Here is a 13,045-nt window from a genome sequence, read left to right as displayed (position 1 = left end):
ACGGCGGTAGTGCAGGTGAGGACGATACTCGCGCGTCACCACTGATCGCACATCGGGTTCACGAGTCGATACACAGTGTTGACGTACGTTTCCGCCATGTTCCGCAACGGCACCCCCGTTCGACACCGCCCCTTGCCTACGATCGGCACGCCGATTCGGGCGTTCCGGCAGCGAGGAGTGGCACTCATGACGCAGGGTGGGGCAGCACGGCGCACGGTCCTGGGGGCGGCGGCCGTCCTGGCAGCCGGAAGCGGGATCACGGCGCTCTCGGCGGCCCAGGCCGCCGCGGCCGGGGCGGACACGGCCGTACCGGACCCGGCGGCGGCCGGGTCGCCGGACGCGGGCCGGCGCGGCGGCTACCGGGACCTGCCCTGCCCGACGGTGATCGGCCACCGCGGCGCCAGCGGCTACCGGCCGGAACACACGCTCGGCTCCTACCAGCTCGCCCTCGACCTGGGCGCCGACGTCATCGAGCAGGACCTGGTCCCGACCAAGGACGGGCACCTGGTGTGCCGCCACGAGAACGAGATCGGCGGCACCACCGATGTCGCGGACCACCCCGAGTTCGCCCCGCGCCGTACCACCAAGTCCGTCGACGGGGTCTCCGTCACGGGCTGGTTCACCGAGGACTTCACGCTCGCCGAGCTGAAGACCCTGCGGGCGAAGGAACGCATCCCCGCCGTCCGCCAGCGCAACACGCTCTACGACGGCCAGTGGGCCGTCCCCACCTTCGAAGAGGTGCTGCGCTGGGCCGACCGCGAGGGCAAGCGGCGCGGCAGGGCCGTCTGGCTGCACGTCGAGACCAAGCACCCCAGCTACTTCCGCGCCCTCGGCCTGCCCCTGGAGGAGCCCCTCGCGAAGCTGCTGCGCCGCTACCGGCGCGACGGCCAGGGCGCCGCCCTCTTCCTCCAGTCCTTCGAGCCCTCCAGCATCCAGCGGCTCTCGCGGCTGGTTTCGGCGCCCCGCGTGGTGCTGCTCTCCGCGGCGAACACCCGTCCGTGGGACTTCGAACTGGCCGGGGACCCGCGTACGGTCGCGGACCTCGTCAAGCCCGAAGGCCTGCGGTGGATCGCCGGCTTCGCCCAGGGCATCGGCCCGACCATGGACCTGATCCTCCCGCGCGACGCGTCCGGCGGGCTCGGCACTCCCACCACGCTCGTCGCGGACGCCCACGCCCAGGGGCTGATCCTGCACCCCTACACCGCGCGCAACGAGAACACCTTCCTGCCGGCCGGCCACCGCAAGGGCTCGGACCCCGCCGCGTACGGGGACGCCTTCGGCGCCTTCCGGACGTACTTCGAACAGGGCATCGACGGCATCTTCACGGACAACCCGGACACCGGACTGCTCGCGGCGGAGGCCTTCCGCCCGGGCCGCCGGCCCGTCAACCACTGAGCGGGCCTTCCCGAACGAGTGGGCCGGGCCCGGCCGGGAAACCGCCGGACCCGGCCCACTCGTCCCGCCCGGCATGGACCTGCTGAAGGCTGACGTCTTTGAGAAGCTCGGCCCGCTGCTCTCCGCCGAGGCGGCCGCGGAAGCCCCGGGCGCCGGAGTCGAGGCGGCCGACCTGGAACAAGCCGTCTGGGTCAGGCTGCTGGAGAGCGGCCCCCGCGACCCGGACCCCACCGGCCGAGCCCGCTGGCTGCGCCGGGCGGTGCGCGCGGAGGCCCGGCGGGCCCGGCGCCGCGCCCGGCGCGAGATCCCCTACGGCATGACGCCCGCTCAGGTGGGCTCCGCACCCGAAGACGCCCTCCTGCACGGGGAGGAGACCCGTGCCCTCCGATCGGCGGTCGCCCGATTGCCCGGACGCTGTCCCGAGCTGATGAAGGCACTTCTTTCGCCCAGAGACCTCACTTACCGTGAAATCGCAGGAGAGTTGGGTATCTCACAAGGAAGTTTGGGGCCCGTCCGTTCCCGTTGCCTGGGATGTCTGCGCAGAATGCTGGCTGCAGAGGTTGCGGCTCCTGGCCTGCGGGGAAAGGAGCGGTAGACCAACGGGCTACCAGGTGAGCGGGAGGCATGCGCACATGGGCATGAGCGTGACCATTTCGGCGGCGGCTGCCGAGGACGCTGAGCAGATCTTCAAACTGCAGTACCTGGCCTTCCAGCGCGAGGCCGAGCTGTACGGCAACTACTCCATCCAGCCGCTCACCCAGTCCCTGGACTCCCTCAAGGGGGAACTGGCGACCGACACCGTCCTGGTGGCCCGGCTCGGCGACGAGGTCGTCGGCACCGTGCGCGGCAGCGTCGACGAGGACGGCACCGGAAAGATCGCCAAACTGTGCGTGCACCCCCGCCTCCAGGGCCACGGCCTCGGCGCGCGCCTGCTGCGCGCCGTCGAGGAAGCCCTCGCGGGCGGCGGCGGCACGACCCGGTTCCGCCTGCACACCGGGCACAAGAGCGAGTCCAACCTGCGGCTCTACCGCAAGGCGGGCTACACCAAGGTCGGCGGCCGCACGGCCTCCGACGGCGTCCAGCTGGTCATCCTGGAGAAGGACGCCAAGGACGCCAGCGATTTCGCGGTCAGCGCGTAGGCCCCGGCGGTGACGGCCGGCACCCGGGACCTGGCGGTCGTCGCCGGTTCCCGGGGGCCCGCCGTCGCGTTGCCCCGGCCGCCCGCGGTCGGCGCTACCGCTTGCGGCGCAGCCAGATCATCCCGGTGATCGGCAGGATCACCGGGATGAACAGGTAGCCCATCCCGAACTGCCCCCACACGGTCGCGTCGGGGAAGGACTCGGGGCGCACCAGCGTCCACGTGCCCACGGCCAGCACCCCCGCCAGCTCCACGCCGCAGCAAACCAGCGCCGCCTTGCGGGCCGCCTCCCCGCCGCGCACCAGCGAGTACGTGATGAAGGCGTAGGCCAGCGCCGCCGCCGCGGACAGCGAGTACGCCAGCGGCGCCCGGTCGAACTCGGTGGAGATCTGGAAGGCCGAGCGCGAGACCGCGCCGACCACCATCACCCCGTACAGCCACACCAGGAGCAGCCCGGGCCCGGAAACCAGCCGCTTTCGCCCGGCGGGAGTGGCGGTCGTCGCGTCAGGCACCGGTGGTTCCCCAGATGTCGTAGAGCCGTACTTCGAGGACGGCCAGGACGACCGCGCCCGCGGACACCGTCACCGAACCCCACTTCGTGCGCTCGCTCAGCGAGAGCATCCCGGCCGCCGGCACCGCCGCGAAGGCGCCCAGCAGGTAGGCGACGAACAGCACCGTGCCCTGCCCGGGCTTCTCGCCGCGGCCGAGCTGGACCAGGCCGATTGCCAGCTGCGCGAGGACCAGTACGGTCACCACGGCCATGCCGATGAAGTGCCAGTCCTTGGTCGGCTGGTCGCGCCACGCGGCGTTACCGCACCAGGCGGCGAGGGCGAGTGCGGCCACGCCGATGGCGACCGTCAGGGCGTCGAGCATGCAGCGAGGGTATTACGGGCCGAAAGACCCGATGCGCGCACCCCTGGCCCCGGGCTTTGCTGGAGGGTATGAAGCTGCACGCCGAAGCCCTCCTGTTCGACAACGACGGCACGCTCGTCTCCTCCAGCGAGTCCGTCCAGCGCTGCTGGACCCTCTGGGCCCGGGAGTACGGGATCGGGGAGGAGGACTTCGCCCGCGTCGAGCTGCACGGCCGGCCCGCCGTGGAGATCGTCGCCGAGCTGCTGCCCGCCGCCGTGCGTGCCGGGGCCCTCGCCCGGATCGAGACCCTGGAGATCGAGGACGTGGCGGGCGGTGTCGTGCTGCTCCCCGGCACCAAGGACCTGCTGTCCGCTCTGCCCGCCGGGCGCTGGGCGGTGGTCACCTCCGCCACCCGCGCGCTCGCCGAGGCCCGGCTGCGCGAGGCCGGCATCGATGTCCCCGAGCTGGTGGCCGCCGACGACGTCACCCGCGGCAAGCCCGACCCGGAGCCCTTCCTGCTCGCCGCGCGGCGCCTGGGCGTGGACCCGGCCCGGTGCGTCGTCTTCGAGGACGCCCCCGCGGGCCTGGCGGCCGGGCGCGCGGCCGGCATGCGGACCGTGGCCTTGACCACAACGCACGGCGCCGCCGAACTCGACGCGGACGTGGTCGTACGGGACCTCTCGGCCGTGACGGTGCAGGTCACCCGGGAGGGTCTGACCCTCGGGACGGACGGCTGAGGCCGACCGGTGTTGTCCGGTATGCGGCCGCTTTCCGTCCGCTATGCGGACGTCATTGATCGGTGAAGGGATACGTCTGCTTTACTGGGGCCCATGACCACGACGAGCAGCCGCACCCTTGCGACCGAGGCGACGATGACGCCCGGTGCTCGTTGTATGTGTCGAATGTGCGCCTTCTGAGGGCCCCTTCCCTGCAGTCTCGCGCCCCGAAGCGAGACCGGCCGAGCCGCTCCGCGCCCGCTGTCGAACAGCACGCCGGACCGCTCCTGCCCCGCGCACGCGTCCCCACCGCCGTTTCACGCCTTTTCGGCGGGTTGACCGTATCGCGTCCCAGATGTTTGCCCCGTGCCCGGCACCCGCTGCGCCGAGCACTCGACAGCGACGGAAATCCTGTGATCACCACATCGGGCCTCACGAAGGTCTACCAGTCCCGTGGCCGCGAGGTCACCGCCCTGGACGGCGTGGACCTCCACGTCCGCGAGGGCGAGGTCTACGGAGTCATCGGCCAGAGCGGCGCCGGCAAGTCCTCCCTGATCCGCTGCGTGAACCTGCTGGAACGCCCCACCACCGGCACCGTGACCGTCGACGGAGTCGACCTCACCGCGCTGGCCGGCCGCGGCCGCCGCGCCGGCAAGGAGCTCCGCGAGGCCCGCAGCCGCATCGGCATGGTCTTCCAGCACTTCAACCTGCTGTCCTCGCGCACCGTCCAGTCCAATGTCGAGCTGCCCCTGGAGATCCTCGGCGTCTCCGGCCGCGAGCGCTCCCGCAAGGCGCTGGAACTCCTCGACCTGGTCGGCCTCGCCGACAAGGCCAAGGCCTACCCCGCCCAGCTCTCCGGCGGCCAGAAGCAGCGCGTCGGCATCGCCCGCGCCCTCGCCGGCGACCCCAAGGTGCTCCTGTCCGACGAGGCCACCAGCGCCCTGGACCCCGAGACCACCCGCTCCATCCTCCAGCTGCTGCGCGACCTCAACCAGGCCCTCGGCCTCACCGTGCTGCTCATCACCCACGAGATGGACGTCGTGAAGTCCGTCTGCGACTCCGCAGCCCTGATGAAGCGGGGCCGGATCATCGAGTCCGGCACCGTCGCCGAACTGCTCGCCACGCCCGGCTCCGAGCTCGCCGCCGAACTCTTCCCCGTCACCGGCGCCGCCACCGGCCCCGACCGCACGGTCGTCGACGTCACCTTCCACGGCGAAACCACCGCGCAGCCGGTCATCTCCCAGCTCTCGCGCACGTACAACATCGACATCTCGATCCTCGGCGCCGCGATGGACACCGTCGCCGGCCGCCAGATCGGCCGCATGCGCATCGAACTGCCCGGCCGCTACGAGGACAACGTCGTCCCGGTCGGCTTCCTGCGCGAGCAGGGGCTCCAGGTCGACGTCGTCGACGAGGCAGACACGACCGACGAGGCAGACACGACCGACGCGGCAGACACGACCGACGCGGCAGACACGACCGACGCGGCCGGCACGGCCGGCGAGCTCGACGAAGAACTGGCCGCACTGGTCAAGGATGGTGCCAAGTGACCTGGTCCGAGATGCAGCCCCTGCTCACCCAGGGCACCTACGACACCCTCTACATGGTGCTGTGGTCCACCCTGGTGACCGTCCTCGGCGGACTGCCCATCGGCATCCTGCTCGTCCTCACCGACAAGGGCGGCCTCCTGCAGAACCGGCCGCTCAACAAGGTCCTCGGCGTGATCGTGAACATCGGCCGCTCACTGCCGTTCATCATCCTGCTGATCTTCCTGATCCCGGTCACCACCGCGGTCGTCGGCACCTTCATCGGCCCCACCGCCATGATCGTCCCGCTCGCCATCGGCGCCGTCCCCTTCTTCGCCCGGCTCGTCGAGACCGCCGTCCGCGAGGTCGACCACGGCCTGATCGAGGCCGTCGAATCCATGGGCGGCGGCATCCCCACCCTCGTGGGCAAGGTGCTCCTCCCGCAGGCCCTGCCCTCCCTGGTCGCCGGCGTCACCACCACCGTCATCACCCTGGTCGGCTACTCCGCCATGGCCGGCGCCGTCGGCGGCGAGGGACTCGGCTCCAAAGCCATCACCTACGGCTTCCAGCGGTTCGAAACCGGCTTCATGGTCGCCACCGTCGTCGTCCTGATCGCCATCGTCACGGTGATCCAGCTGATCGGCGACGGCGTGGTCCGTCTCCTGGCCCGCCGCGGCCGGACAGCCTGAACCGGGCCGACAGGACTTCTCCTCCCAGAAGGCCCGCACTTGTCGTGCTTGGGCCACCACCCCCGAAAAAAGCAAGAAAGGCACTCTTCGTGCGCAAGAACATCAAGGTCACCGCCCTCGCCGCCACGGCCACCGCGCTCGCCCTCGGCCTCACCGCCTGCGGCAGCTCCTCGGACCCGTCCTCCGCCAAGACCGCGGGCGGCAAGACCGACGAGAGCAAGCCGCTCGTCATCGCGGCCTCCCCGAGCCCCCACGCCGACATCCTGAACTTCGTCAAGGACAAGCTCGCGGCGAAGGAAGGCCTCAAGCTCGAGGTCAAGGAGTTCACGGACTACGTCCTGCCGAACACCGCCACCGAGCAGGGACAGGTCGACGGGAACTACTTCCAGCACAAGCCGTACCTCGACGACTTCAACAAGAAGAACAACACGCACGTCGTCCCCGTCGTCAACGTGCATCTGGAACCCCTCGGCCTCTACTCCAAGAAGCTCAAGGCCCTCACCGACATCAAGGCCGGCCAGACCATCGCCGTCCCCAACGACACCACCAACGAGGGCCGCGCGCTCCAGCTGCTCGCCGCGAACCACCTCATCACCCTCAAGGAGGGTGTCGGCACCGCCGCCAAGCTGTCCGACATCACCGACAAGAAGGGCCTGGAGTTCAAGGAGCTGGAGGCCGCCACCGTCCCGCGCGCCCTCAACGACGTCGACGCCGCCGTCATCAACGGCAACTACGCCATCGAGGCCAAGCTCTCGCCCGCCAAGGACGCGCTGATCCTGGAGGAGGCCGAGGGCAACCCGTACGCCAACTTCCTCGCCGTCAAGGACGGCAACCAGGACGACCCGCGGATCCAGAAGCTCGCCAAGCTGCTGAACTCCGACGACGTGAAGAAGTTCATCGAGGAGAAGTACCAGGGCTCGGTCGTCCCGGCCTTCGGCACCCCCGCCTCCTGAACCACCCGGCCATGACCTCCGGCCCCGTACGCCCCTGTCGGCGTACGGGGCCGAGGTCTGCCCGCATCCGGGCAACCCGGCCCTGCACATCCCCCGGCCCATGCTGCATGCTGTGGCCTACGACCCGCACAAACGGTCCAAACGGTCCCGCACCACGGTCTCAGGCATGGAGCTGCGCATGACTACCACCTTCCCGGACGTCACCATCAGCACGGACCGGCTGGTGCTGCGCCCCTTCGAGGAAGAGGACGTCACCGCACTCACCGAGATGATGAACGACGAGCACGTCACCGCCTGGACCTCCGTACCGCACCCCTACACCCACGCCGACGCCCGCGCCTGGGCCACCAGGGACTCCCACGCCGAACGCACCGAGGGCCGCGGCATCGTCTTCGCCGTCACCGAGTTCCTCACCCACCGCCTCGTCGGCATCGTCCACCTCCAGAACACCAACTGGCGCACCCGCGCCACCGAGGTCGGTTACGTCACCGCCCCCTGGGCCCGCGGCGAGGGCTACGCCAGCGAGTCCGTGCTCGCCGTCACCCAATGGCTCTTCCGCGACCAGGGCTTCGAACGCCTCGAACTGCGCACCGCCGCCGACAACACCGCCTCCCAGCAGGTGGCCCAGAAGATCGGCTGCATCAGCGAAGGGGTCCTGCGCAACGCGGGAATGGTGCGCACGCAGACGGCCGACGGCACCTGGACCGACACCCGCACCGACCTCATCGTCTGGAGCCTCGTCCCCGAGGACCTCGACGACGCGGACGACTACGGCGACTACGACAGATACGACGGCTACGACGCCTACACCGGCTACGAGCAGCGGGCCGACGCGAACGGACACCCCGTCGGCGCCGACTGGAAATGAACCGATGACCAGGTAGTCTCACCGTCCCGGACCCCCGCCCCCACCCCAGGAGACTGACGACGATGGCCGACCGGGTCACGGTGATCGGCTGGGACGGCTCGCCCCTCACCGCGGCCGCCCGGTCCGCGCTCTCCGCCGCCACCCTCGTGGCCGGCGCCGCCCACCACCTCGCACTCCCCGAGGTCCCCCCCACCGCCGAACGCATCCGCCTCGGCAGCCTCGGTCTCGCCGCGCGCCGCATCGCCGGCCACCGCGGCACCGCCGTCGTCTTCGCCGACGGGGACCCCGGCTTCTTCGGGGTCGTACGCACCCTGCGCGCCCCGGAGCACGGCCTGGAGGTCGAGGTCGTCCCGGCCGTCTCCTCCGTCGCCGCCGCCTTCGCCCGCGCCGGCATGCCCTGGGACGACGCCCAGGTCGTCGTCGCCCACCCGCGCACCCTGCGCCGCGCCGTCAACGTCTGCCGCGCCCACGCCAAGGTCGCCGTCCTCACCTCTCCCGGCGCCGGCCCCGCCGAACTCGCCCTGCTGCTCGAAGGAGTCCACCGCACCTTCGTCGTCTGCGAGGAACTGGGCACCGACAAGGAGCAGGTGAGCGTCCTCACCTCCGACAAGGCCGCCGACCACACCTGGCGCGCCCCCAACGTCGTCATCGTCATCGGCGGCGCCGGACAGGTCTCCACCGCCGAGTCCGGCTGGCTGCTCGGGCAGAGCGCCGCCCAGGCCCCCGGACCCGCCGGCCGCGGCTGGGCCAAGCCCCAGGCCGACGCGGCAGAAGGCGAGTCCGCGCAGCTGCGGGCCGCACAGCTCGCCCGGCTCGGCCCCCGCACCGGCGACCTCGTCTGGGACATCGGCACCGGCTCCGGCGCGGTCGCCGTGGACGCCGCCGCACTCGGCGCCGCCGTCATCGCCGTCGACAGCGACCCGGACGCCTGCGAACGCGCAACGGCCGCCGCCCGCAAGCGGGGCGTGCAGCTCCAGGTCGTCCCCGGGCGCGCACCGCACGTACTGGAGAACCTTCCCGAGCCGGATGTCGTCCGCGTCGGCGGCGGGGGAGCGGCCGTCGTCGCGGCCGTCGCCGACCGCCGCCCCGAACGGATCGTCAGCCACGCCTCCACGCGCGACGAGGCGGAGGCCATCGGCCGCACGCTCACCGAACACGGGTACGCCGTCGAGTGCGCACTGCTCCAGTCCGTGGACCTGGACACCCGTACCTGGACCGAACAGGACCGTTCCGTCGTCTTCCTGCTGTCCGCCGAACGCCCCGTGACCCGCTGAGCCGAGGGCCGGGGTAGGCTGGCCGATCGTCGTACTGCCCCGGACGATTCGGGCATCACGGCACCGCAGGACGCGCGACGTGGCGCAGTCCACAGTGGACCACGGCGGTTATGGCCGCCACGGTCGCCAACGGGCGCGACAATGCTTACTGGTTGCCGCGGCTGCGCAGGCGCACGCGAGGTGAACGCGTCGCACGGCAAACCCGCACGGCAACTCCGCGCGGCGGCCCTGTGGGCGTCCGGGCGATCGAAGAGGCAACACCGATGGGCGAGGGGTACGCATGACTGACACCGGCCAGGTCCCGGGCGAGGGTCACCCGGACAACGCGGGCATGGTGGACCAGCAGGGCATGCCCGCTCCGCTCCAGATGCCGCCGCCGCTGCCCCCCGGCTACGCCTTCCACGACCTCGTGGACAACCCGGCCGAGCCGGAGGACGAGGAACTCCTGCTCATGCCGAGCGGCCAGGGCGCGTGGAGCGACCCCCAGGTCGTCCCGCAGGCCCCCGCCTTCCCCGTCGAGCCCCCCGCCTACGCGGAGGCGCCCTACGGCGCCGAGCCGTCGTACCCCGAGGCGCCGGCGGCGTACGCCGAGCCCGCCGCGTATCCCGACTTCCCCTCCTACGGCGCGGGCGCGCACGAGACGGGCGGCCGTGACTCCGGCGCGCTCGACCTCGGCGGGCTCGTCGTCCCGCCGCCCGCGGCTCCCGTGGCGCAGCCCGCACAGGCCGCGCCGGTCCGGCGGCCGCTGCACATGGGGCCGCCCGTGCCCGAGGCCACCGGTGGGGTCGTACGGTCCCTCGCGGACCGGGGGCCCGCCGCGGCCCCGATGCCGGTCCGGCAGCCCGGTCCGCCGACCACCGGCCCCGAGTACCTGGACGTCCCGCGCGGTGAGGCCGGGCCGGCCCCCGTACCGCAGCTGAGCGAGATCCCGCCGCAGGCGGGCGCACCGTGGGCGCCGGAGCCGGCTCCTGCCGCGACCGCCGAGCCCGTCGCGGCCCCTGCCCCGGCCGCCGAGGCCGTCCCGGTCGCCGAGCCGGTCGCGGAGGCCGCACCGGAGCCGGTGGCGCAGGCCGCCGCCGAGCCGGAGCCGGTCGCCGTGCCGGAGCCGCTGATGGAGGCCGCTCCGGAGCCCCTCGCGCCCGCCGAGGCCCCGGCCGAGCCGGCCGTACCCGCCGCACACGAGCCCCTCGCGGCCGAGGCCGCCCCGGTGGAGGCCGCCCCGGTGGAGGCCGTCCAGGCCCCCGAGCCGGTCGCGCAGGCCGCCCCCGCAGAAACGGTGGTGCAGCCCGCCGCCCCCGCCCCGGCCGCCCCGGAGGCCGTTGCCGAGCCCGTTCAGGCCCCGGCCGCGCCGGAAGCCGTCGTACCCGCCGAGCAGGCCCTGCCCGAGGCGCCGGCGGAGCAGCCCTCCCAGGAGGCGCTCGCCGAGCCCGTTCAGGTCCCGGCCGAGCCGCAGGCCGCCGTACCCGCGGAGCAGCCCTCCCCGGAGGCGCTCGCCGCACCCGTCGAGTCCCCGGCCGTACCGGAAGCCCCCGCACCGGCGGCGGCCGAGCCGGTTCCGGCGGAACTGCCCGCCGCGGCCGGGCCCGCGACCCCGGCGGAGCCCGCGCCGGCGGCCGCCGAGGCCACCCCGGCGGACACCGAGCCCGTGGCCGCCGAGCCCGTACCCGCCGAGCCGGCCGGCGAGGCCGCCCCGGCGTACGACGACGCCGAGCGCGAGGCCGTCCTGCGCGTCATGCGCGAGCGCCGCGACATCCGCAAGGGCTTCCGTACCGACCCCATCCCGCACGAGGTGCTGCTCCGCGTCCTGGAGGCGGCCCACACCGCGCCCAGCGTCGGCCACTCCCAGCCCTGGGACTTCGTCGTCATCCGCTCGGCCGAGACCCGCCGGACGATGCACGAGCTCGCCCAGCGCCAGCGCGAGGCCTACGCGAACTCGCTGCCCAAGGCCCGGGCGAAGCAGTTCAAGGAACTCAAGATCGAGGCCATCCTCGACACCCCGGTGAACATCGTCGTCACCGCCGACCCCACCCGCGGCGGCCGCCACACCCTCGGCCGGCACACCCAGCCGCAGATGGCCCCGTACTCCTCGGCCCTCGCCGTCGAGAACCTCTGGCTCGCGGCGCGCGCCGAAGGCCTCGGCGTCGGCTGGGTCAGCTTCTTCGACGAGCGCGAGATGGTCCGCACGCTCGGCCTGCCGGAGCACCTGGAGGTCGTCGCCTACCTCTGCGTCGGATACGTGGACGAGTTCCCCGAGGAGCCCGAACTGGCGCAGGCCGGCTGGTCGAAGCGCCGCCCGCTCTCCTGGGTCGTGCACGAGGAGACGTACGGACGCCGCGCGCTGCCCGGCGAGGAGCCGCACGATCTGCTCTCCGAGACGGTCGCCGGCATCCGCCCGCTCGACGCGAAGGCGCTCGGCGAGGCGTGGGAGCGGCAGAAGCGCATGACCAAGCCCGCCGGGGCGCTGGGCATGCTCGAGATCATCTCCGCGCAGCTCGCCGGCCTCTCCCGGGTCTGCCCGCCGCCGATCCCCGAGCCGGCCGCGGTCGCGATCTTCGCCGGTGACCACGGGGTCCACGCCCAGGGCGTCACGCCGTGGCCGCAGGAGGTCACCACCCAGATGGTGGCGAACTTCCTCGGCGGGGGCGCGGTCTGCAACGCCTTCGCGAACCAGGTCGGCGCGGAGGTCTGCGTCATCGACGTGGGCGTCGCGGGCGACCTCCCGGCCACGCCGGGCCTGCTCCCGCGCAAGGTCCGCCCGGGCACGGCGGACCTCTCCACCGGCCCGGCGATGACCCGCGAGGAAGCGGTCGCGGCCATCGAGGTCGGCATCGAGACGGCCCGCGACCTGGTCGCGGCGGGCAACAAGGCCCTGCTCACGGGCGAGATGGGCATCGCGAACACCACGGTCTCCGCGGCCCTCATCTCGGTCTTCACCGGCGTCGACCCGGCCGAGGTCACCGGCCGCGGCACGGGCATCAACGACGAGACGCACGCCCGCAAGGTGGAGGTCGTACGCCGCGCCCTGGAACTCCACCAGCCGGATCCGGCGGACCCGATCGGCGTCCTCGCGGCCATCGGCGGCCTGGAGCACGCGGCGATCGTCGGCCTGCTCCTCGGCGGGGCCTCCCTGCGCACCCCGGTGATCCTGGACGGCGTCAGCGCCGGCGCCGCCGCCCTGGTGGCCCGCGCGATCGCCCCCGAAGCGCTCTCCGCGTGCATCGCGGGCCACCGCAGCGCGGAACCGGGCCATGTCGCGGCGCTGAACAAGCTCGGCCTGCGTCCGCTGGTCGACCTGGACCTCCGCCTCGGCGAAGGCACGGGCGCCCTGCTGGCCCTTCCGCTGGTCCAGAGCGCGGCCCGCGCGATGCACGAGGTCGCCACGTTCGACTCGGCGGGCGTCACCGAAAAATAGCCCGCGCGGTCCCCCCGGGGCCGGCCCCGGTTCGCCTCAATCGCCGGCGGGGCTGGGGGGTGCCCGTGGGGCGGGGCCCCGTTCCCCGGGCGGGGTGTGGTTCGCCTCAAACGCCGGCGGGGCTGGGGGTGTCCTCCGGGTGGGTCCGGAGCGGGGCTTGGGGCGGTGCCCCGCCGGAGTGTCTCCTCGGCTCGCGCACGAAGCCCCCGCTTCGACATGTTC

The 13,045-nt window shown here is 72.9% G+C and carries 12 protein-coding genes; 10 read left to right on the top strand and 2 right to left on the bottom strand.

The features are described 5' to 3' along the window. The first annotated feature begins 186 nt into the window (after positions 1 to 186). The 3 genes from ACIP5M_RS34095 to ACIP5M_RS34085 all read left to right on the top strand — a co-directional run bounded on the left by ACIP5M_RS34095 (position 187) and on the right by ACIP5M_RS34085 (position 2,534). Complete coding sequence (locus ACIP5M_RS34095; RefSeq protein ID WP_401204414.1) at positions 187 to 1,395, top strand: glycerophosphodiester phosphodiesterase; 1,209 nt, start codon at positions 187 to 189, stop codon at positions 1,393 to 1,395. Between the two features lie 73 nt (positions 1,396 to 1,468). Then, positions 1,469 to 1,990: an RNA polymerase sigma factor gene (locus ACIP5M_RS34090; protein WP_401204412.1), complete on the top strand. Its 522-nt coding sequence runs from the start codon at positions 1,469 to 1,471 to the stop codon at positions 1,988 to 1,990. 37 nt (positions 1,991 to 2,027) lie between these two features. Further along, entirely contained in the window at positions 2,028 to 2,534 is a 507-nt protein-coding gene (locus tag ACIP5M_RS34085) for a GNAT family N-acetyltransferase (RefSeq protein WP_401204409.1), read from the top strand. Positions 2,535 to 2,628: 94 nt separating this feature from the next. On the opposite strand, the gene ACIP5M_RS34080 is transcribed toward ACIP5M_RS34085, so the two are convergent. After that, positions 2,629 to 3,045, bottom strand: a complete 417-nt coding sequence (locus tag ACIP5M_RS34080; RefSeq protein ID WP_401204406.1) for a hypothetical protein — start codon at positions 3,043 to 3,045, stop codon at positions 2,629 to 2,631. Next, positions 3,038 to 3,406, bottom strand: coding sequence for a hypothetical protein (locus ACIP5M_RS34075; protein WP_401204403.1), 369 nt, complete (start codon positions 3,404 to 3,406; stop codon positions 3,038 to 3,040). Before ACIP5M_RS34075 ends, ACIP5M_RS34080 begins: the two co-directional genes overlap by 8 nt. Before the next feature lie 68 nt (positions 3,407 to 3,474). Between ACIP5M_RS34075 and ACIP5M_RS34070 the strand changes: the two genes are divergently transcribed. The 7 genes from ACIP5M_RS34070 to cobT all read left to right on the top strand — a co-directional run bounded on the left by ACIP5M_RS34070 (position 3,475) and on the right by cobT (position 12,823). After that, positions 3,475 to 4,122: an HAD-IA family hydrolase gene (locus ACIP5M_RS34070; RefSeq protein WP_401204401.1), complete on the top strand. Its 648-nt coding sequence runs from the start codon at positions 3,475 to 3,477 to the stop codon at positions 4,120 to 4,122. Positions 4,123 to 4,514: 392 nt separating this feature from the next. Next, on the top strand, positions 4,515 to 5,651 hold the full coding sequence (locus ACIP5M_RS34065) for a methionine ABC transporter ATP-binding protein (protein WP_401204398.1): 1,137 nt from the start codon (positions 4,515 to 4,517) through the stop codon (positions 5,649 to 5,651). Beyond that, positions 5,648 to 6,316 carry a methionine ABC transporter permease gene (locus tag ACIP5M_RS34060; RefSeq protein ID WP_215018761.1) on the top strand — a complete coding sequence of 223 codons (669 nt, stop codon included), beginning with the start codon at positions 5,648 to 5,650 and terminating at the stop codon, positions 6,314 to 6,316. The genes ACIP5M_RS34065 and ACIP5M_RS34060 overlap by 4 nt, the downstream gene beginning before the upstream one ends. A gap of 89 nt (positions 6,317 to 6,405) precedes the next feature. Beyond that, a complete protein-coding gene (locus tag ACIP5M_RS34055; protein WP_401204396.1) occupies positions 6,406 to 7,269 on the top strand; it encodes a MetQ/NlpA family ABC transporter substrate-binding protein in 864 nt (287 codons plus the stop codon). Positions 7,270 to 7,447: 178 nt separating this feature from the next. Beyond that, complete coding sequence (locus ACIP5M_RS34050) at positions 7,448 to 8,137, top strand: GNAT family N-acetyltransferase (protein WP_401204393.1); 690 nt, start codon at positions 7,448 to 7,450, stop codon at positions 8,135 to 8,137. A 62-nt stretch (positions 8,138 to 8,199) separates the two neighbouring features. Next, positions 8,200 to 9,411, top strand: a complete 1,212-nt coding sequence (cbiE, locus tag ACIP5M_RS34045) for a precorrin-6y C5,15-methyltransferase (decarboxylating) subunit CbiE (RefSeq protein WP_401204390.1) — start codon at positions 8,200 to 8,202, stop codon at positions 9,409 to 9,411. Positions 9,412 to 9,691: 280 nt separating this feature from the next. After that, positions 9,692 to 12,823, top strand: coding sequence for a nicotinate-nucleotide--dimethylbenzimidazole phosphoribosyltransferase (cobT, locus tag ACIP5M_RS34040; protein ID WP_401204387.1), 3,132 nt, complete (start codon positions 9,692 to 9,694; stop codon positions 12,821 to 12,823). The last annotated feature ends 222 nt before the right edge of the window (positions 12,824 to 13,045 follow it).

Origin of the sequence: Streptomyces sp. NPDC088762, assembly GCF_044750905.1 — a bacterium.
In the GTDB taxonomy this organism is placed as follows: Bacteria; Actinomycetota; Actinomycetes; order Streptomycetales; family Streptomycetaceae; genus Streptomyces.
Note: the sequence above shows the minus strand (reverse complement) of the source record. Positions and strands in the feature narration are given on the sequence as shown.

Excerpts from the sequence above, each read along its gene's own strand:
- ACIP5M_RS34095 (WP_401204414.1), top strand. The coding sequence starts at position 187 with ATGACGCAGGGTGGGGCAGCACGGCGCACGGTCCTGGGGGCGGCGGCC.
- ACIP5M_RS34070 (WP_401204401.1), top strand. The coding sequence starts at position 3,475 with ATGAAGCTGCACGCCGAAGCCCTCCTGTTCGACAACGACGGCACGCTC.
- cbiE (WP_401204390.1), top strand. The coding sequence starts at position 8,200 with ATGGCCGACCGGGTCACGGTGATCGGCTGGGACGGCTCGCCCCTCACC.
- ACIP5M_RS34050 (WP_401204393.1), top strand. The coding sequence starts at position 7,448 with ATGACTACCACCTTCCCGGACGTCACCATCAGCACGGACCGGCTGGTG.
- ACIP5M_RS34090 (WP_401204412.1), top strand. The coding sequence starts at position 1,469 with ATGGACCTGCTGAAGGCTGACGTCTTTGAGAAGCTCGGCCCGCTGCTC.
- cobT (WP_401204387.1), top strand. The coding sequence starts at position 9,692 with ATGACTGACACCGGCCAGGTCCCGGGCGAGGGTCACCCGGACAACGCG.
- ACIP5M_RS34085 (WP_401204409.1), top strand. The coding sequence starts at position 2,028 with ATGGGCATGAGCGTGACCATTTCGGCGGCGGCTGCCGAGGACGCTGAG.
- ACIP5M_RS34075 (WP_401204403.1), bottom strand. The coding sequence starts at position 3,406 with ATGCTCGACGCCCTGACGGTCGCCATCGGCGTGGCCGCACTCGCCCTC.